We start from the raw sequence: 18,523 nt of genomic DNA, 5'->3' as shown, positions 1-18,523 counted from the left end.
GGCTTATTTATTCATGCACCGTATTCTTTAACTTGAATAAAGACGTCGTTGTCGGCGTTTTTATTTCGTTGGTTTGAGGTTTCACTTACTTCATTCCCAACCGTTTGGCCAGCTTATGCAGGTTGCTGGCATCCATGTCGAGCAAACGTGCCGCATTGGCCCAGTTTTGTCCGCTTTGCGCCAGGGCTGCCTGAATAAGGTCCTGCTGAAAAATTCTGAGCGCTTCATTCATGGGCTGTACGGCCGGTGTGCGACTGGCAGGTGGTGATATGAAAGAGGTGGATTGTATTTCCGCCTGATTGAATATGATCGGCTGATGATTAACGATGTCCAGGTACTGGGGCTCGATGCTTAAAATGCTATTGCGCGAGGCACCGCTTCCCAGCATTTTAATCGCTGCCCGGCTGATGATGTGTTCAAGCTCCCTGACATTACCGGGCCAATCATAGGACATTAATGCCTGTTCGGCCTCTTTGGTAAGCCGAATGCCGCGCAGACCCAGCCGGGCCCGGTTGAACTCCAGAAAATAGCCGGCCAGCATCAGGATGTCCTTGCCTCGCTCACGCAAGGGGGGGATATGAATAGGATAAACCGACAGACGGTGATACAAGTCTATTCTGAAGCTGCCATCCATTGTGCTGGCCTTGAGGTCACGGTTGGTGGCGGCAATAATTCTTACATCCACTTTTTTCGATTTGTCAGCGCCCAGGCGCTGGATCTCGCCATTTTGCAGGGTGCGTAACAGCTTGGCCTGAATATTCAGGGATAACTCACCCACTTCATCCAGGAAAATTGTACCACCATGGGCGGCTTCAAAGCGACCGGGGCGCTCTGTTTCCGCACCTGAGAAAGCACCTTTTACATGCCCGAACAATTCACTTTCCGCCAGGTTCTCGGGCAGGGCAGCGCAGTTGACATGAATCATGGGCTTGTTGTTACGTTTTGAATGACGGTGGATATGTTGGGCAAACAGGTCTTTGCCCACACCGGTTTCACCCAACAACAAAACCGGCAGGTTGGCATCGGCAATGACATTGAGTTCCTGCATCAATTTGCGGATAGGGTCGCTTTGCCCAATGATTTCCTGTTCGACCTTAATGACGGTATTTTGACCGGAAGTCATGCTGAGTTGGCGCAGGCTTTTATTGTCTTTTTCAAGTTGCGTCATACGGATGCAGGTTTGAATCAGCACGGCATGGCGGGCAAGAATATCCATGGATTCTTCGGTAAAAGTGTCTTCTATGGCATCCAGGGTGATGGCACCCCATGGTTTGCCTTCCACATGCAGGCTCATGCCCAGGCAATCATGGACCAGAAGGGGTTCACCGGCCCGGTCATCCAGCAGGCCATCATAAGGGTCGGGCAAAGGCGTGTGAGGATCGAACAAAATGGGTTCGCGCCTGGACAAAATGGCGGCAAAGCGGGGGTGTTCTGCAATTTTGAAGCGGCGACCCAGTGCTTCATGAACCAGACCCTTGGCAGAAACCAGTTTGAGGGCATCATCATCAATGGCCAAAAGCCCAACTGCACCGCAATTAAACTGGGTTTTGATGGTTTGAACCAGTTTTTCAAGCCTTAATGCGCCGGGCAATTCATCGTTCATATCGGCAAGGACACTATATAGCATGGTATTTTTTACCTTTCATGGTTAATTTTACCCTAATTGAGAAGGGTATTATATACCATCAATTTTTCAACTTATTGATATTTCGTTGAAAAAAATAATGGCATGAATATTGCTTAATGCTCCGTGTGTAATTGCGACAGGAGTCTGCACGATGAGTGCCTTACTAAAAAGCGAAATGGAATCGGATCAGGTGCCTTCTATTCTCAAGGTATTGAAACTGGGCAGTGATCAGCCGGATGTATTGATTTCTTACATTCAAATCAATTTTCACGATAAGCATCGAGCTCAATTGCCCGCATTGATCGAGCTGTCTAAAAAAATAGAAATGGTCCATGAAAATGATCCGGCATGCCCGACAGGGCTGTCCGATGTTCTGGCGGGCATATGGCAGGAACTGGACAGTCATATGTTGAAAGAGGAAAACGTTTTGTTTCCCATGTTGGGCAGGGGGATGAAGGAAATGGCGAGAGTACCGATCTCGGTCATGTTACTTGAGCATGAACAGCACGAAGAGGGAATTGACAGCTTACTGGCGTTAACCGGGAACCTGTTGTTGCCGGATAGCGCCTGTGGTTCATGGGAAAAATTATATTCTGGAATAGGGGAGTTTATTGAAGATCTGCGATTACATCTAGCACTTGAAAATGAAGTCTTGTTTAAATAAAAGCGAATTTCTGGCTGATGCTGGCTATTGATGAAACATAAGGCCAATACAGTTAATTTAAGGAATTAAAATGGGTAGTTATAAAAAATTATGGTGGATGTTAATCGCGATTCTTGCGGTAACGTTCAGTATTCTGGGATATTTCGGTGTCGAGGTATATCGCAATGCACCCCCTATTCCCGGAAAGGTTGTGACGGCTTCCGGTGATGTTCTGTTCACCAAGGAAGATATTCTTGATGGCCAGAATGCCTGGCAACATGCAGGTGGTATGCAGGTGGGGTCTATTTATGGTCACGGTGCATTACAGGCACCCGACTGGACTTCAGACTGGCTGCATCGCGAATTGATGGCCTGGCTGAATCTGGCTTCTCTGGACGAATACGGTATTCCCTATGAGCAAACGTCAGAAGAACAAAAAGCGGTTCTGAAGGTCAAGCTTAAAGCTGAGTATCGTACCAACACCTATGATCTTGAAAAAGATGAAGTGACCGTGTCCGATCGTCGTCTTGCCGCCATGAAAGACACGGCCAACTATTATGTGGCCCTGTTTGGTGATGATCCGGCACTGGATGGCTCTCGTGAAAGCTTTGCCATGAAAACCAATACATTGCCTGGCGAAGAGGATCGTTTTGATCTGGCCAAGTTCTTTTTCTGGACAGCATGGACCGCATCAACCGAGCGTCCTGATTACAATAATGCCACTTATACCAACAACTGGCCGCATGAGCCTTTGATTGATAATGTGCCAACCGCTGAAAACATCATCTGGTCCATTATTAGTGTGGTGGTCTTGATTGCCGGTGTCGGTTTCCTGGTATGGGGATGGGCCTTCCTGCGCAAAGAGGATCATGAGGAACATAAAGCACCTGACCGTGACCCCATTACAAGACTGGTTCTGACGCCATCACAAAAAGCTTTGGGCAAGTATTGTGTTCTGGTTGTGGCTCTGTTTGTCTTCCAGGTATTTATGGGCGGTGCCGTTGCCCACTATACGGTAGAAGGTCAAACGTTCTATGGTATTGAGCTTTCAAAATGGTTTCCGTATTCACTGCTAAGAACCTGGCACTTGCAAAGCGCGCTATTCTGGATTGCAACCGGATTCCTGGCTGCCGGCCTGTTCCTTGCTCCTATCATTAACGGTGGAAAAGATCCCAAATACCAAAAACTGGGTGTTGACATTCTTTTCTGGGCCCTGATTGTGCTGGTTGTGGGTTCTTTTATTGGCAACTACCTGGCTATTTCCAATATTATGCCGCGTGAACTGAACTTCTGGTTTGGTCACCAGGGTTATGAATACCTTGAACTGGGCCGTTTCTGGCAAATCGTAAAATTCATCGGTGTGGCTTTCTGGCTGGTCCTGATGCTGAATGGCATAGTCGGTGCGCTTAAACAAAAAGGTGACAAGCACCTGTTGATCCTGTTTACCGCATCATGTATTTGTATTGGTTTGTTCTATGCCGCCGGCCTGTTCTATGGCGAGCGCTCTCATATCACCGTCATGGAATACTGGCGTTGGTGGGTGGTTCACCTGTGGGTTGAAGGCTTCTTTGAAGTGTTCGCCACCACAGCCCTGGCTTTTATTTTCTCTTCCATGGGCCTGGTTTCAAAACGCATGGCAACTGCTGCCAGCCTGGCTTCTGCTTCATTGTTCATGCTGGGTGGAGTTCCCGGTACTTTCCACCACATGTATTTTGCGGGTACAACCACTCCTGTCATGGCTGTTGGTGCTTCTTTCAGTGCACTTGAAGTCGTTCCTTTGGTGGTTCTGGGTTACGAAGCCTGGGAAAACTGGAGACTGAAATCCTTGGCCCCATGGATGGAAAACCTCCACTGGCCATTGGTCTTCTTCATTGCCGTTGCTTTCTGGAATATGCTGGGTGCAGGTGTGTTCGGTTTTATGGTTAACCCACCTATTGCCTTGTATTACATCCAGGGTCTGAATACAACGGCCGTTCACTCTCATGCAGCACTGTTCGGTGTGTATGGATTCCTGGCGCTTGGCTTTGTTTTACTGGTCCTGCGTTATATCCGTCCAAACATGGTGTTTAGTGCCAGTTTGATGAAAACCGCTTTCTGGTGCCTGAACCTGGGCCTGGTGGGCATGATCGTAACCAGTTTGTTGCCAGTGGGGCTTATTCAGTTCCATGCCAGCCTGAGCGAAGGTATGTGGTATGCTCGCGGTGAAGCCTTCCTGCAGCAGGGTATTCTTGAAACCTTGCGCTGGATCCGTACCTTTAGTGACGTTGTGTTCATCATAGGTGCCCTGGCCGTTGCGTGGCAGGTATTTATTGGTGTTACCGGCAAATCCGGCCAAGTGCAAGCCCAAAAGGCTTACGCTGCTTAAATTATTAATAGTTAACGTGATTTGATGAATGGCCTGATCCCTGGGGATCGGGCCATTATTATTCATATATTATTCAAGGAATAATAAAAATATGTTAGATTTACGCGTTTTCCGATTGCATTGTTTTTGAATTTAATCGGGTTTATTTTTAATTTTGTTTTTTATAGGGACTGAATCATGGAGCTGGCAGGTCAGCCAACGGGGAACCCCATCTTGAATTTTATAAAAAATGGCAGTCTGGTGCTTCAGATTGTTATTGGTCTGGTGGCGGGTATTCTACTTGCTATCATCTGGCCTTCGGCCGTTCCTTCAATAAGTATTTTGGGAACCCTGTTTATCAATTTGCTTAAATCGATTGCACCCATCCTGGTTTTTATACTGATTATGGCTGCCATTTCGGGTCATCGGAAAGGTGCGGAAATCCAAATCAAGCCAGTGCTGCTACTGTATGTGCTGGGAACCTTTCTTTCTGCCTTGGTGGCGGTGATTGCCAGTCTGGCCTTTCCTTCCGTGCTTAATTTGCAGGTTGAGTCGGCCCAGTTAAATCCGCCCGGTAATGTACTTGAAGTACTTAGGAATCTGGCGTTAAGTATTGCGACCAATCCTGTGCAGGCTTTGCTGGAAGCAAACTATATTGGCATCCTGGCCTGGTCTATTGCATTTGGTATGGTTCTGCGTCATGCCAGTGACAGTACCAAGATTTTCATTACTGATTTTTCCAATGCGATAACCGCCGTGGTTCGAATAATCATTCGTTTGGCTCCGTTGGGTATCTTCGGTCTTGTGGCCACCACGATTGTTGAATCAGGTGCCGGCGAATTGCTTCGTTATGCTCATCTATTACTGGTATTGCTTGGATCGATGCTGTTTGTGGCTTTGGTGGTTAACCCGGTCATTGTTTTCCTCAAACTCAGGCGCAACCCATATCCTTTGGTGTTCCAGTGCTTGCGTGAAAGCGGTATTACGGCCTTCTTTACCCGCAGCTCGGCCGCCAATATCCCGGTTAATATGGCTCTGTGTGAAAAGCTTGGCCTGGATAAGGAAACCTATTCGGTTTCGATTCCCCTGGGGGCAACCATTAATATGGCGGGGGCTGCCGTTACTATTACAGTACTGACTCTGGCTGCGGTAAATACCCTGAATATCAGTGTTGATTTTCCAACGATTGTATTGTTAAGCATTGTTTCTACCCTTTCGGCATGTGGTGCGTCAGGTGTGGCGGGAGGTTCCTTGTTACTCATCCCGATGGCCTGTAGTCTGTTTGGCATTCCCAATGATGTCGCCATTCAGGTGGTGGGGGTGGGTTTTGTAATAGGGGTATTGCAAGATTCAACTGAAACAGCCCTTAACTCATCTACGGACGTGCTGTTCACGGCAGCGGCCATGTTATCCAAAGACCCGTTAAGATAACTGGCTGAATTTACCGGGAATGCGTATTTTCAAGCGGGGAACTGTTCAGGGGCGATATATTGATGTAGACTTTTGCCCTTGCCACTTTAAAAAGGTGGCGTACCCCGTACGTATTACTTAAAAGCACTTATATGCATTTTTCAACGTTTTCCAAAGTTCTTATAGGAATTATTATTGTTTTTACTGTTGCCTCGGTGGTGGTCGTTGGCAAACTGGAAACGCATTATGCTTCTGAGGCTGTGAAAATGCAGCAGGAAATCGAACTGACGTCTAAGAAACGCAATGAAGCCATCATCAATTCATTGACCAATATGACCCAAAACGTTAGTTTTTCTGATGAAGAACCTGCCATGGTTTATACCGGTTATATTATGGGGGCAGGGTACTCGGCTTATCAGTTCAGGGCCACGCAAGACCAGACATTGCGGGTCAGTCTCAAAGGAGATGATTTTCTGGATATTGTTTTATTCGGCCCAGAGACCAAAGTGCTGGAGCGGGATGCCGACTTTATTATTCCTGTTGAAGGGCTTTATGAGCTGCGGGTCATGTTCAAGGAAAGTATGGAAATCCAACAGGAAAAAGCTGCGCTTGAAAATACAGCGCAGGCAGTTCCCTATACTATCACTTTAACCCTGAAGTAGCGACTTATTGCGGGCCGGCTTTTTTTTCGCCACCCAGTGCACCCACCAGGTCATCCAGTAAATTTGCCAGTTCGGCACACATCAATGTCATGTCGGCATCAAAGCGCTCGGCATCATCCATATTGGAAAAATCGCTGCCTTCCGTCAGGATATCCAGTGGTGCGACGCGTTTGATATCCAGTGATTCGTTCAGGATAAATGACACTCTGTCTGCCCAGGTAAGCGCCAGGCGAGTGCATTGTTTGCCTGCCTCTATGTGTTTGGTGACATCTTCTTTTTCAGGCGTCTGGCGCACATAGCGGACGGTGGCACGGTTTTCGGCACTGGAGCGCAACTCGACATCCTGGTCAATGCTAAAGTTTGCAGGGGCTTCATCCTGGAGCAGCCACTCGGTCATGGCGGCAGATGGGGACAGTTCGGTGAACAGACTTTGAACCGGTAAGGGGTCCAGTACTTTTGCCAGCATGCCAATGACCTCATCGGATTTGGCTGCCGCGGCAGCGTCAATAATTAACCAATGGTTTCGGGTGTCTATCCATACTTTGGTGTCACGAAAAATACTAAAGGCCTTGGGCAACAACTCTTCGGTAACCTGTTCCTTGATTTCTTTAAGCTGTTTGCGCCCCGGGCGGTAGCCTTGCTGCTCTTCAATTTCCTGGGCTTTTTCCTTGGTGAACTGATTAATGACGGTTGCTGGCAGCAATTTTTTTTCAACGCGCAGTGCCAACAGGTACTGACCGTTTAACGCATGTACCAGGGCACCATTATTACCGGGTGAAACCCAGCCCATGTTCTGCATGTCCGACCGGTTGCCGGGCTGAAAAAGCTGTTTCTCGAGCTTGGCCTCGAGATCCTGGACAGAAAGTTGCCAAGCGGGCGATAAACGAAAGACTTTCAGGTTTTTGAACCACATATTTTTCTGCCAAAAGTATCGATTTTAACGTATGAAGGCAAAAAAAACCTGCCAGGGTTGCTGGCAGGAAAATACGGGAACGTGTACAACGCAAAAGTTGCGGGGCGTTGCACAGCGATGAGAAAAAAACTGTTGACAAATAGGTGCTTGAAATTTGACCAGGCAGTTTATTCCCATTTCCTAACTATAAAGATATCATCTGACAATGTCCTGAATTGCCAGGATAAACAGGTTAATATTTACTGTTTGGTGAAATTATGCAAATATTATCACTACTGTCTATGCATACAGTATAATTTAATGCGATAATATCCAATTGAGTTTATTTTGAAGTCACCCAATTAAGGACCCTCCATGGACGACAAACAATCCAAAACAGCATCAGCAGAACGCGCGAAGGCCCTGGCGGCCGCCTTGTCTCAAATAGAAAAACAGTTTGGCAAAGGCTCTGTCATGCGCTATGGCGACAACGAGGTGGCGCACGATATCCAGGTCGTTTCCACTGGTTCCCTTGGCCTGGATATTGCACTGGGTGTTGGAGGTTTGCCACGCGGCCGTGTTATTGAGATTTACGGCCCCGAATCTTCCGGTAAAACAACGCTTACCCTGCAAGTTATTGCTGAAATGCAAAAATTGGGCGGCACCTGCGCTTTTGTTGATGCCGAACATGCCCTGGATGTCCAGTATGCTGCAAAATTGGGTGTTAACCTAAGCGATTTGCTGATCTCCCAGCCAGATACCGGTGAACAGGCGCTTGAAATCACCGATGCCCTGGTGCGCTCCGGTTCGGTCGATCTGATCGTTATCGACTCGGTGGCGGCCTTAACGCCTCGCGCCGAAATTGAAGGCGATATGGGCGACAGCCTGCCAGGCCTGCAAGCCCGCTTAATGAGCCAGGCCTTGCGTAAATTAACGGCCTCCATCAAACGCACCAATTGCATGGTTATCTTTATTAACCAGATTCGCATGAAAATCGGCGTCATGTTTGGCAGCCCGGAAACCACCACAGGTGGTAATGCCCTCAAATTCTATGCCTCCGTTCGCCTGGATATCCGTCGTATTGGTTCCATCAAGAAAGGCGATGAAATCATTGGTAATGAAACCCGGGTCAAAGTGGTTAAAAACAAGGTTTCTCCGCCTTTCAAACAGGCCGAATTCGACATCATGTATGGGGCAGGCATTTCCCGTCAGGGTGAAATTATTGATCTGGGCGTTCAGGCCGGTATTGTGGACAAAGCCGGTGCCTGGTACAGCTACAATGGCACTAAAATTGGCCAAGGCAAAGACAATGTTCGTGAGTACCTTAAAGAAAATCCCGACCTTGCCTTTGAAATTGAAAACAGGATCCGTGAAAACCTGGGCATTATTTCCCAGGCACAATCCGTAGCGCCCACCGACGATGAGGCTGAAATCGAATAATGGCTCGTATCGAATGCGTACTCGTTTACTCAATCTTACGCTCTTAGGCTCTCATTCCCACGCTCCCGCGTGGGAATGCATATCAAATGAATCGCCATTACTTTAATGATTTAGATGATGATAACGATGACTTTGAAACGGTTCGTGTTTCAAAGTCACCGCCTGTGCCTGAAGCATCAAGCGCTGCCAAGGCAGGGCGTTCAGGTGACTCTTTCCAAGGTAAGGGGCTGTTTACCCGTAAGAACAGCCAGCCACCACACAACAATAGTCAGGAAACAGTACGAACTTCTGACTTGCAAAAAACAAAAAAAGCCACCCAGGCCGCCAATAAAAAAACGGGCCTCTCTTTGCTGGCAAGGGCAGTCAATCTGCTTTCCCATCGCGAACATTCAGAGCTTGAATTAGGCCGAAAACTGCTTCCCCATGCAGCATCCCCTGAAGAAGTTGAGCAGGTATTGGAACGACTGAAAAAAGAAAACTGGCAATCCAACCAACGGTTTACCCAAGTATTTGCACAGCAGAAATCATCAAAATGGGGAACGGCAAAAATCCTTCAGGAATTAAAACAGCATAAACTTAATGCTGAAGATATTTCCAACATCAAAGAAGAACTGGAACAAACCGAGCAACAACGTGCTTACGAAGTCTGGCTCAAGAAGTTTCGGGGAGTAAAATATGAAACCCCCCAGGAATACGCACGACAAATGCGCTTTTTACTGTCCCGGGGGTTTAGTTCTGATGTGGTGCGGAAGATAGTGGATGGAGATTATTTTGAGGATTAATCTCGCCAATAAGCCATTGAAACGCTAAGGCCTTTTCTTCCGGAACATTTGTCGTTCAGCCATCAGTTGCGGGTTTCTGCCAGAATACGCTCGGCTTCCTCTTTAACCCTTGCCGGTGCTGTTCCACCAATATGATTGCGTGAAGATACGGAACCTTCCAGCGTTAACACTTCAAACACATCCTCTTCAATGCTGGCATTGAATTCCTGCAATTGCTCAAGGCTTAAGTCAGCCAGGTCACAACCGGACTCTTCACATTTTCTGACGGCCAGTGCAACAGTTTCATGGGCATCCCTGAAAGGCAGGCCTTTTTTAACCAGGTAGTCAGCCAGATCGGTCGCTGTGGAAAAACCCTGCAGGGCAGCGGCACGCATGTTTTCAGGCTTGACCTTGATGCCACCCACCATGTCAGCAAAAATGGTCAGTGTGTCCCGTAAGGTATCGGCCGAATCAAACAGGCCTTCCTTGTCTTCCTGATTATCTTTGTTGTAGGCCAGGGGCTGGCCTTTCATCAGGGTTAGCAAGCCAATCAGATTGCCGTTGACACGTCCGGTTTTGCCTCGGGCCAGTTCGGGTACATCGGGGTTTTTCTTTTGTGGCATGATGGAACTGCCTGTGCAGAAACGGTCTGCCAGTTCAATAAAGCCGACACGGGGACTCATCCACAGAATCAATTCTTCTGACAGGCGTGAAATATGGGTCATCACTAATGAAACAACGGCGCAAAACTCGATGGCAAAGTCACGATCGGAAACCGCATCAAGCGAGTTGCGGCATACGCCCTCAAACTGCAGGGTATTTGCCACGCGTTCGCGGTCAATCGGGTAAGAGGTGCCAGCCAGGGCAGCAGCGCCCAAGGGCAGTTGATTGACCCGCTTGCGGCAGTCTTGCAGGCGCTGGGCATCGCGGGCAAACATTTCGGCGTAGGCCAGCAGATGATGGCCGAAAGTAACGGGTTGGGCAACCTGAAGGTGGGTAAAGCCGGGCATGATCGTATCGTGGTGCTCTAGCGCAACGGTTGCCAGTGCCTGGCGCAGTTGCACCAGCAACTGGCTGGAAATATCAATTTCCTCACGCAGCCATAAGCGAATATCGGTGGCTACCTGGTCGTTTCGTGAGCGTCCTGTATGCAGGCGCTTACCCGCATCTCCGATCAATTCAACCAGACGTTTTTCAATATTCAGGTGAACATCCTCAAGATCAAGCAACCACTCGAACTGGCCCTGTTCAATTTCAGTCAGGATTTGCTGCATGCCTTTTTGAATATCGGCAAGATCTTGAGCAGAAATGACCCCAACATGAGCCAGCATATCAGCGTGGGCCAAGGAACCCTGAATATCAAAGCGTGCCAGCCGTTTGTCAAAATCAACCGAAGCGGTATAGCGTTTGACCAGATCGGAGACCGGTTCGCTGAAACGGGCAGACCAGGCCTGTGCCTTGTTGTCAAATTGATTTTGCGAAGATGTATTGTTGGTCATAATTATGCGGGAGTATGAAAAAAAGTAAAAAATTGGAAGAAGAAATTTATACTAATTATAAGTATTTTATTCGTTGAGAAAGCACAACTGTGTTTTAATTAAAAGTTTAATGGATATTTGATTTTTCTATCATGGAAGCACCTATTTTAATCGGTTTGGCTCAAATTAATGCAACGGTGGGGCGTTTTGCAGACAATGCGGCGCTTATCGTGCAGGCGGCACAAAAGGCTCATGAGCATGGTGTGGATATCCTTGTTTTGCCTGAACTGGCGCTGGTGGGCTATCAACCTGAAGATTTGCTGCTGCGACCCGAATTCATCCATGCGCAGGCTTCCGAGTTCGAGAAATTATGTGCCAATCTGGCAGGCTTTACCAATCTGCATATATTAATAGGGCATGTTTTCAAAACCCCCAAAGGCATACATAATTGTGCTTCGCTGGTGGTTAACGGCAAGGTAGAAGGGGTTTATTTCAAGCAGGAATTACCCAATTATTCCGTCTTTGATGAAAAGCGTTACTTTACTGCCGGCACAGAACCTTTTGTTTTTACGCTTAAGGGCCATTGTTTTGGCGTGGCTATTTGTGAAGATACCTGGTTGCCTACCGTGCCCCAACAGGCTGCCCAGGCCGGTGCCCAAACATTGCTGGTGTTGAATGCATCACCTTACACCATGAATAAAGATGATCTGCGTATTGAAGTCATGCAGGGAAATATCTGTGAACATGGTATGTCTGTTGTTTATTGCAATATGGTAGGTGGACAGGACGAGCTGGTTTTTGATGGTAACTCTTTTGTGCTCGATGCACAGGGCCAGCTTGTTCAGGAACTGAATACTTTTGTCCAGACTCTGGGTATTGTGGAATTAAAAGAAAAACAATTAACGGCAGCACAAGCCTTGCCACTGGCCCAAGTGGACAATAGCCTGCCATTCAATAGCTTGCTCAAAAACAATGATGAACCTCTGGAGTCCGAGATCTGGCGCGCATTGGTGCTAGCCACGCAAGACTACCTTGGCAAGAACTTTTTTAAAAAAGCCTTGCTGGGTTTGTCAGGCGGCATTGATTCAGCCGTGGTGCTTGCTGTTGCTGTCGATGCCATTGGCGCCCAAAATGTGCAGGCGGTCATGATGCCGTCAGAATATACGGCAGATATTTCAGTGACTGATTCCCAGGACATGGCACAGCGATTGGGTGTTAGTTACCATGAAATTGCCATTGCCAGCATGTTTGAGGCTTACCTGAACGCCTTGTCGCCCATTTTCAACAGTCTTCCTGTTGATACAACGGAAGAAAATTTGCAGGCACGTATTCGTGGCACCCTGTTAATGGCACTTTCCAACAAGTTTGGTTCGGTAGTTTTAACCACTGGCAACAAATCCGAACTGGCAACCGGCTACTGTACCTTGTACGGGGATATGGTGGGTGGTTTCGCCATGCTTAAAGACTTGCCCAAAACCTGGGTTTACCGCCTTGCCCAATGGCGTAACACTATTACTTCAGTCATTCCTGAAAGAATTATCACCCGTCCTCCATCAGCAGAGCTTAGGCCCGATCAAACCGATCAGGACAGTTTGCCCGAGTACGATATCCTGGACGGCATCATTGAACGCATGATGGAACAAGACCAGGCGTCAGAAGAAATTATTGCGGCCGGCTATGTCCGTGAAGAGGTTGAGAAAGTGGCCCGTCTATTGAAAATCAATGAATACAAACGTCGCCAGGGTGCACCTGGCCCGAAATTAACGAGAAGGGCATTTGGACGTGACTGGCGCTATCCAATTACCAATGGATATCGTTTCTAGCATCCTCAAATAACCTGCTCAGGTTAAAATTCAAAATAATGAACATGATAAAAGGACAGACAAGGTGAAATTAGTAACTGCAATAATCAAACCTTTTAAACTCGATGAAGTACGCGAAGCCTTGGCTGAAATTGGGGTGAGTGGCCTGACGGTAACTGAAGTCAAGGGCTTTGGTCGCCAGAAGGGACACACTGAGCTTTATCGGGGTGCAGAGTATGTTGTAGATTTTTTACCCAAGGTGAGAATCGAACTGGCCATCCCCGACAGTCAGGTTGACGCGGCTCTTGAGGCCATCGTAAAAGCGGCCCGCACAGGAAAAATTGGAGATGGCAAAATTTTTGTCACTCATATTGAAAAAGCAGTCCGGATTCGTACGGGCGAACTGGATGACCAGGCACTCTAGAAAATATAATGGCCTGGTATTCAAGCCCAGGCATTTTTATGCTACATTCTGTTTTTTGTTTTGACTTGCAGCAGGAATGATTTCATTCCAGAATGCAGGTAAAAAACACTCGGTTACCAATAGAGGCTGCCCGTTTTTCCAGAATGTAGACCGTCTGGCAAGTGTTGGTCTGGCTGGTACAGGATGTAAAACCTTGGCCAGCGTGTTGTAAATGGGCATGGTTCTTTTAACAAGCCCGCATTCAAAGTTTGACCGTACGATGGCCCGATCAGTGTAAAGAATGTCCGCCAAAGGACGGGTTCTTAATTTCCTGATGCCTTGCCAAACGCCATGCGAGGCTTTTAATGGAGTCAGACTGCGTGCGGCAACAGCCGGAATGCCATTGATGGACATTATAATTTCACGGACCCATACAGGACTGGATGCAAACTGCCTGCACGTGCCTGCCTCATCATAGGGCAGGCTTTGTATGCATTCTTTCAATATCCTTATCTCAACAATGCCAAGTTGTCGCAAACCGCCTGTGAGTGCGCCCGGTCGAAACAACCATTGCTTTTGCAAGCCTTCAAGTTTTGGAGGGGGAGCGGATAACCAGTTGGGAGTATCTGTATAAGTGTTCATTACTACAATTGTTCATTTTTTATAAATGGAATATATCAATAATTCACTCAGCATTGAGTTGAAATGCTAAAAAAATTGAGAAATAAATGGAAAAAGCAAGAATTTCTAAACTCATGTCCGAAAAAGGGATGTGTTCACGCCGTGAGGCAGATGCCTACATTGAACGCGGGTGGGTAAAAGTGGATGGCAGAGTGGTGGGACTGGGTGACAAAGCCTATCCCAACCAAACGATTACACTTGATAAAATGGCGCAGGCAAGACAAACCGCAAGGGTAACCATTATCCTTAACAAGCCGGTTGGCTATGTGTCCGGACAGGCTGAAGGCGGGTATCGACCCGCTGCCAGCCTGATCACCCCGGAACGCCAGTTTGATAAAGGCCGTCAACGGTTTGAGCCCTCTCATCTTCGAGGTCTTGCGCCTGCAGGCAGGCTGGATATCGACTCACAGGGCTTGTTGGTATTGACCCAGGATGGTCGTATTGCCAAGCAGTTAATTGGTGAAGACTCAGAGGTGGAAAAAGAATATTTGGTTAGGGTTGAAGGTAGAATGATGGGTAATGGCCTGAGTCTGTTGAATCATGGCCTGACTCTGGATGGTCAGGCCTTGCGCCCGGCAGAAGTTTCATGGTTGAATGATGATCAGTTAAAATTTATTTTACATGAAGGCAAAAAACGTCAAATTCGTCGCATGTGTGAATTGGTTGGCCTGAAAGTGGTTGGCCTTAAACGGGTGCGTATGGGCAATGTCACTCTGGCAGACTTGCCGGTAGGGCAGTGGCGATACCTGAAAGGACACGAACGCTTCCTCTAACATTGATTGGTAATAGTATGAGTATAAAAAAATTTGTAAAATTCACTATACTTGGATCGACTGCTCTGCTTGCCGGTTGCGAGACCGTAGAGCTATTTCCTGATGGTCGCCAAGGAGGAACTTTGCGGAGCGATGTTCCTGTATTGCCTGCCGAGCAGGTGCCTGTCGTGCAGCCACCTTCGTTGCCTCAACAGTCCCAGGTTGCCTCTTCCCTGGTCATTTATGTGTCATCCATGACGCCGCTGGCGGGCTATATCCCTGTTCAACAAAGTGGTCAGCTTGTTTATGTGGATCCAACCCAGACTTTAGTCCGGAATGACTTGCAAAATGCCATTGCCAAACAGGATAGTGCGGGCAATGTTTTTGTTGATTTGCATTTTTCCCCTCAGGGTAGTGCAAAACTTGCCGATTTTACCAGTCGCAATATTGGTAAAAATCTAACCGTTACCATGAATAACAAGCTGGTTTCCATCCTGGCCATTAGCCAGGCTATTGATACAGGGCATTTGTTTGTACCCATGAGTACTGCTGCGCAAGCCAGTGATCTTGAACAGCGGATACAGGACGGTGAATAATTAAGCGATATCAGCTTGTCAATAAAGGCAAATGTGCCCAGCCACGGGTTGATTGACCGGCAACGATAATGGCCTGAGTTGGATATTTTGACAAACTCAGGCCATTTACATTAAATGTCGATGGTGGCGATGACCGGGGTATGATCGGAGGGTTGTTCATTCCGGCGTGGTTGTTTATCTATCACGCATTCAGTACATAAATCCCGCAATGGCTTTGAAAGCAGAATATGATCAATTCGCAAACCGGCATTGCGCCGGAATCCCATCATGCGGTAATCCCACCAGCTAAACGATTTTTCTTCCTGCTCGAACAGTCGAAACGAATCGCTTAACCCCAAATTGAGCAAGCGCTGGAAAGCCTCACGTTCAGGCGGCGAGACCAAAATGTCACCACTGTATTTCTCATGGATATCACGGTCCTCCGGAGCCACATTATAATCGCCCAAAACCGCCAAATTGGGATATTTCTGAAGTTGTTGTTCCAGGTATTGATGCAAGGCCTTGAACCATTCAAGTTTATAGGCATATTTTTCACTGTCCAGTGAGCTGCCATTTGGGCAGTAGGCACAAATGATCCGTATGTCTCCGATTGAAGAGGGGACGGTAATGCTGACCAGTCTTTGCTGTTCATCAGGGAAAAACGGGTTGTTCAGCGTGATATCAAATGGTTTCTGTCTGGAAATAATGGCTACACCGTTATAGGTCTTCTGACCGGTCCAAGCACATTCATAGCCCAGTTCTTTAAAGGCATCAAGCGGAAATTTATCGGTTTCCTGCTTCAGTTCCTGAAGACACAGGGCATCAACGGGGTTTTCCTGTAGCCAGGCAATCACTTGTGGCAATCTTACCTTTAGTGAGTTGACGTTCCAGGTTGCAATTTTCATGTATGAATAAATCCTTTGAGATAGAAGGCGATCTGGGTTAAATTTAAAGGCTATTTTAGTTCAAAATAATGTTTACGTTTTTTTTTACCCAAAGGAGTGAAGAGATGAGCGGCATTTTCGTGGTTTCTGGTGTTAGAACGGCTATTGGCACTTTTGGTGGTTCCTTAAAAGATGTGCCGCCCTGCGAATTGGGTAGCACGGTAATTAAGGAGGCGCTTGCCAGGGCAAATCTTGCCGGGTCCGATGTGGGGCATGTTGTCATTGGTCATGTCGCCAATACCGAGCCCCGTGATATGTATGTTTCCCGTGTGGCATCCGTAAACGCGGGTGTCTCCATCGAAACTCCCGCGCTCAATGTGAACCGTCTTTGCGGATCGGGATTGCAGGCCATTGTATCTGCCGCGCAAAGCATCATGCTGGGAGATACATCGGTGGCCGTGGCAGGCGGTGTTGAAAACATGAGTCGTGCTCCCTATATACTGCCGGCCCATCGTTTTGGCGCCCGTATGGGAGATAGCGTTGCCATGGACATGATGACAGGGGCTTTGTCGGATCCTTTTGAAAATATCCATATGGGGGTCACCGCCGAAAATGTGGCAAAGAAATTCGAAATCACCCGTGAAGAGCAGGATGCCTTGGCTCTGGAATCACATCGCCGGGCCATTCATGCCATTGATAACGGTTACTTTAAAGAGCAAATTGTTCCAATCGTACAAAAATCACGTAAAGGTGATGTAATATTCGATACCGACGAACATGTGCGCCGCGATATCACCCTTGAAGGCCTGTCAAAACTAAAACCGGTTTTTGTTCGCGAAAACGGTACGGTAACCGCAGGCAATGCTTCAGGCATTAACGATGGTTCTGCGGCTGTGGTGCTCATGAATGAGGAAATGGTCAGGGAACGCAATGCCAAGCCGCTTGCCCGTCTGGTGGCTTATGCGCATGCGGGCGTAGAGCCCGGGTTAATGGGAATCGGTCCGGTGCCGGCAACGCAAAAAGCATTGGCCAAGGCCGGTCTTACCATTAATGATATGGATATCATAGAGGCTAATGAAGCTTTTGCGGCACAAGCCTGTGCCGTCAGCAAAGCGTTGGGGTTTGATCCGGCAAAGGTCAATCCCAACGGCAGTGGCATTAGTCTGGGGCACCCTATTGGGGCAACCGGCACTATTATTACAGTAAAAGCCTTGTACGAGCTGCAACGTATTCAGGGCAAGTACGCACTGGTTACCATGTGTATTGGTGGTGGTCAGGGTATTGCAGCGATTTTTGAGCGAGTTTAATGGCAAGCAGAAAACTGGAACCCCATCCTGTACATGATACACCTTCAATGTCAGAACAGGATGGCATACGTTATTTACATTTCGACAGTGTCTGGATGCAAGGTGCCATGCAGGTTTCCAAACCTTCACGCCTTGTTTTTGAATATACCGAGCAAATGATGGCCTGGTTGCTGTTCCTGTCTCCACCCAAAGATAAAAGCATTGGCATTTTGGGTCTTGGAGCAGGGGCATTAACGCGTTTTTGCCTCAGGCATACGCAAAGCCAGGTAATCACTGTGGAGTGGAATCCGATGGTGACGGCAATATGCCAGTCTTATTTCCGTCTGGGCCATCACAAAAGGCACTCCATGATTCATGAGGATGCCCATGAGTGGGTGACCGATCCCCTCAACCATGACAGCTGTTCTGTGCTCATGGTGGATTTATATGATTACACCGCCCAAGGGCCGGTATGCAATTCATTAGTGTTTTATCAGGGATGTCACCGCGTGTTGGGTGATTTGGGTATTGCTGTCATCAACCTTTTTGGACATCACCCCAGTTTCCATTCCAACATCAGGAATATCAATAAAGCTTTTGCAAACAGGGTGATCATGTTTCCTGAAACCGAGGATGGTAACCGGATCATTCTGGCTTTTACCGGACCAGCGCTGGAAATTGAGGCAGAAGTGTTGGCCGCACGGGCGGTCGATGTCGAGCGTCGTTATGGTCTGCCTGCAACAAAATGGATAAAGGCTTTGTCTGTAGAGCCTCAAGCTGATGGTTTATTGAAGTTTTAGGCGATGTCTTGGCACATGCTGGTTTTTACCAGTGTTACGGGTAAATGGCATGTGTGAGAATTTGGAATTATTATTTAGTCTGT

General features: G+C 47.7%; 17 protein-coding genes. 12 read left to right on the top strand and 5 right to left on the bottom strand.

Going from position 1 to position 18,523, the window contains the following annotated elements:
• Positions 1-85: 85 nt before the first annotated feature.
• On the bottom strand, positions 86-1,627 hold the full coding sequence (gene norR, locus HCX92_RS08380; RefSeq protein WP_169294495.1) for a nitric oxide reductase transcriptional regulator NorR: 1,542 nt from the start codon (positions 1,625-1,627) through the stop codon (positions 86-88).
• Between the two features lie 151 nt (positions 1,628-1,778).
• On the opposite strand from norR, the gene HCX92_RS08375 reads away from it, so the two are divergent.
• The 4 genes from HCX92_RS08375 to HCX92_RS08360 all read left to right on the top strand — a co-directional run bounded on the left by HCX92_RS08375 (position 1,779) and on the right by HCX92_RS08360 (position 6,686).
• A complete protein-coding gene (locus tag HCX92_RS08375; protein ID WP_246587386.1) occupies positions 1,779-2,291 on the top strand; it encodes a hemerythrin domain-containing protein in 513 nt (170 codons plus the stop codon).
• A 70-nt stretch (positions 2,292-2,361) separates the two neighbouring features.
• Positions 2,362-4,635 carry a nitric-oxide reductase large subunit gene (locus HCX92_RS08370; RefSeq protein ID WP_169294494.1) on the top strand — a complete coding sequence of 758 codons (2,274 nt, stop codon included), beginning with the start codon at positions 2,362-2,364 and terminating at the stop codon, positions 4,633-4,635.
• 177 nt (positions 4,636-4,812) lie between these two features.
• Complete coding sequence (sstT, locus tag HCX92_RS08365; RefSeq protein WP_169294493.1) at positions 4,813-6,045, top strand: serine/threonine transporter SstT; 1,233 nt, start codon at positions 4,813-4,815, stop codon at positions 6,043-6,045.
• Between the two features lie 131 nt (positions 6,046-6,176).
• Positions 6,177-6,686: a hypothetical protein gene (locus HCX92_RS08360; protein WP_169294492.1), complete on the top strand. Its 510-nt coding sequence runs from the start codon at positions 6,177-6,179 to the stop codon at positions 6,684-6,686.
• A 4-nt stretch (positions 6,687-6,690) separates the two neighbouring features.
• On the opposite strand, the gene HCX92_RS08355 is transcribed toward HCX92_RS08360, so the two are convergent.
• Entirely contained in the window at positions 6,691-7,599 is a 909-nt protein-coding gene (locus HCX92_RS08355; protein WP_169294491.1) for a recombination-associated protein RdgC, read from the bottom strand.
• Between the two features lie 354 nt (positions 7,600-7,953).
• Here HCX92_RS08355 and recA point away from each other — a divergent pair, with 354 nt between their 5' ends.
• The gene (gene recA / locus HCX92_RS08350; protein WP_169294490.1) at positions 7,954-9,018 is read left to right on the top strand and encodes a recombinase RecA; all 1,065 of its coding nucleotides are present in this window, start codon (positions 7,954-7,956) and stop codon (positions 9,016-9,018) included.
• 86 nt (positions 9,019-9,104) lie between these two features.
• Positions 9,105-9,800, top strand: a complete 696-nt coding sequence (gene recX / locus HCX92_RS08345; protein ID WP_169294489.1) for a recombination regulator RecX — start codon at positions 9,105-9,107, stop codon at positions 9,798-9,800.
• 62 nt (positions 9,801-9,862) lie between these two features.
• Here recX and argH read toward each other — a convergent pair whose 3' ends face one another.
• Positions 9,863-11,278: an argininosuccinate lyase gene (gene argH, locus HCX92_RS08340; protein WP_169294488.1), complete on the bottom strand. Its 1,416-nt coding sequence runs from the start codon at positions 11,276-11,278 to the stop codon at positions 9,863-9,865.
• A gap of 131 nt (positions 11,279-11,409) precedes the next feature.
• On the opposite strand from argH, the gene HCX92_RS08335 reads away from it, so the two are divergent.
• Together HCX92_RS08335 and HCX92_RS08330 are read left to right on the top strand one after the other, a co-directional pair.
• Entirely contained in the window at positions 11,410-13,080 is a 1,671-nt protein-coding gene (locus HCX92_RS08335) for an NAD+ synthase (protein WP_169294487.1), read from the top strand.
• A 64-nt stretch (positions 13,081-13,144) separates the two neighbouring features.
• On the top strand, positions 13,145-13,483 hold the full coding sequence (locus HCX92_RS08330; protein ID WP_169294486.1) for a P-II family nitrogen regulator: 339 nt from the start codon (positions 13,145-13,147) through the stop codon (positions 13,481-13,483).
• Between the two features lie 36 nt (positions 13,484-13,519).
• Here the strand turns inward: HCX92_RS08330 and HCX92_RS08325 are convergent, their stop codons facing one another.
• Positions 13,520-14,104, bottom strand: coding sequence for a chorismate lyase (locus HCX92_RS08325; RefSeq protein WP_169294485.1), 585 nt, complete (start codon positions 14,102-14,104; stop codon positions 13,520-13,522).
• An 86-nt stretch (positions 14,105-14,190) separates the two neighbouring features.
• Here HCX92_RS08325 and HCX92_RS08320 point away from each other — a divergent pair, with 86 nt between their 5' ends.
• Both HCX92_RS08320 and HCX92_RS08315 read left to right on the top strand, forming a co-directional pair.
• Entirely contained in the window at positions 14,191-14,916 is a 726-nt protein-coding gene (locus tag HCX92_RS08320; RefSeq protein WP_169294484.1) for a pseudouridine synthase, read from the top strand.
• Between the two features lie 17 nt (positions 14,917-14,933).
• A complete protein-coding gene (locus HCX92_RS08315) occupies positions 14,934-15,491 on the top strand; it encodes a hypothetical protein (RefSeq protein WP_169294483.1) in 558 nt (185 codons plus the stop codon).
• A 110-nt stretch (positions 15,492-15,601) separates the two neighbouring features.
• Here HCX92_RS08315 and xth read toward each other — a convergent pair whose 3' ends face one another.
• Positions 15,602-16,375 (bottom strand): exodeoxyribonuclease III, encoded by a 774-nt coding sequence (gene xth, locus HCX92_RS08310; protein ID WP_169294482.1) that lies wholly within the window; start codon positions 16,373-16,375, stop codon positions 15,602-15,604.
• A gap of 104 nt (positions 16,376-16,479) precedes the next feature.
• Here xth and HCX92_RS08305 point away from each other — a divergent pair, with 104 nt between their 5' ends.
• Entirely contained in the window at positions 16,480-17,661 is a 1,182-nt protein-coding gene (locus HCX92_RS08305) for an acetyl-CoA C-acyltransferase family protein (protein ID WP_169294481.1), read from the top strand.
• Entirely contained in the window at positions 17,661-18,440 is a 780-nt protein-coding gene (locus tag HCX92_RS08300) for a spermidine synthase (protein ID WP_169294480.1), read from the top strand. Before HCX92_RS08305 ends, HCX92_RS08300 begins: the two co-directional genes overlap by 1 nt.
• The last annotated feature ends 83 nt before the right edge of the window (positions 18,441-18,523 follow it).

It is taken from the genome of Advenella sp. EE-W14 (genome assembly GCF_012923605.1).
GTDB lineage: Bacteria > Pseudomonadota > Gammaproteobacteria > Burkholderiales > Burkholderiaceae_B > Advenella > Advenella alkanexedens.
Note: the sequence above shows the minus strand (reverse complement) of the source record. Positions and strands in the feature narration are given on the sequence as shown.

What these genes read in the sequence shown, in the direction of transcription:
- recX (WP_169294489.1), top strand. Translation starts at nt 9,105, where the DNA reads ATGAATCGCCATTACTTTAATGATTTAGATGATGATAACGATGACTTT.
- HCX92_RS08335 (WP_169294487.1), top strand. Translation starts at nt 11,410, where the DNA reads ATGGAAGCACCTATTTTAATCGGTTTGGCTCAAATTAATGCAACGGTG.
- recA (WP_169294490.1), top strand. Translation starts at nt 7,954, where the DNA reads ATGGACGACAAACAATCCAAAACAGCATCAGCAGAACGCGCGAAGGCC.
- HCX92_RS08370 (WP_169294494.1), top strand. Translation starts at nt 2,362, where the DNA reads ATGGGTAGTTATAAAAAATTATGGTGGATGTTAATCGCGATTCTTGCG.
- HCX92_RS08300 (WP_169294480.1), top strand. Translation starts at nt 17,661, where the DNA reads ATGGCAAGCAGAAAACTGGAACCCCATCCTGTACATGATACACCTTCA.
- HCX92_RS08320 (WP_169294484.1), top strand. Translation starts at nt 14,191, where the DNA reads ATGGAAAAAGCAAGAATTTCTAAACTCATGTCCGAAAAAGGGATGTGT.
- HCX92_RS08375 (WP_246587386.1), top strand. Translation starts at nt 1,779, where the DNA reads ATGAGTGCCTTACTAAAAAGCGAAATGGAATCGGATCAGGTGCCTTCT.
- HCX92_RS08360 (WP_169294492.1), top strand. Translation starts at nt 6,177, where the DNA reads ATGCATTTTTCAACGTTTTCCAAAGTTCTTATAGGAATTATTATTGTT.
- xth (WP_169294482.1), bottom strand. Translation starts at nt 16,375, where the DNA reads ATGAAAATTGCAACCTGGAACGTCAACTCACTAAAGGTAAGATTGCCA.
- HCX92_RS08315 (WP_169294483.1), top strand. Translation starts at nt 14,934, where the DNA reads ATGAGTATAAAAAAATTTGTAAAATTCACTATACTTGGATCGACTGCT.
- HCX92_RS08355 (WP_169294491.1), bottom strand. Translation starts at nt 7,599, where the DNA reads ATGTGGTTCAAAAACCTGAAAGTCTTTCGTTTATCGCCCGCTTGGCAA.
- HCX92_RS08305 (WP_169294481.1), top strand. Translation starts at nt 16,480, where the DNA reads ATGAGCGGCATTTTCGTGGTTTCTGGTGTTAGAACGGCTATTGGCACT.
- sstT (WP_169294493.1), top strand. Translation starts at nt 4,813, where the DNA reads ATGGAGCTGGCAGGTCAGCCAACGGGGAACCCCATCTTGAATTTTATA.
- norR (WP_169294495.1), bottom strand. Translation starts at nt 1,627, where the DNA reads ATGCTATATAGTGTCCTTGCCGATATGAACGATGAATTGCCCGGCGCA.
- HCX92_RS08325 (WP_169294485.1), bottom strand. Translation starts at nt 14,104, where the DNA reads ATGAACACTTATACAGATACTCCCAACTGGTTATCCGCTCCCCCTCCA.
- argH (WP_169294488.1), bottom strand. Translation starts at nt 11,278, where the DNA reads ATGACCAACAATACATCTTCGCAAAATCAATTTGACAACAAGGCACAG.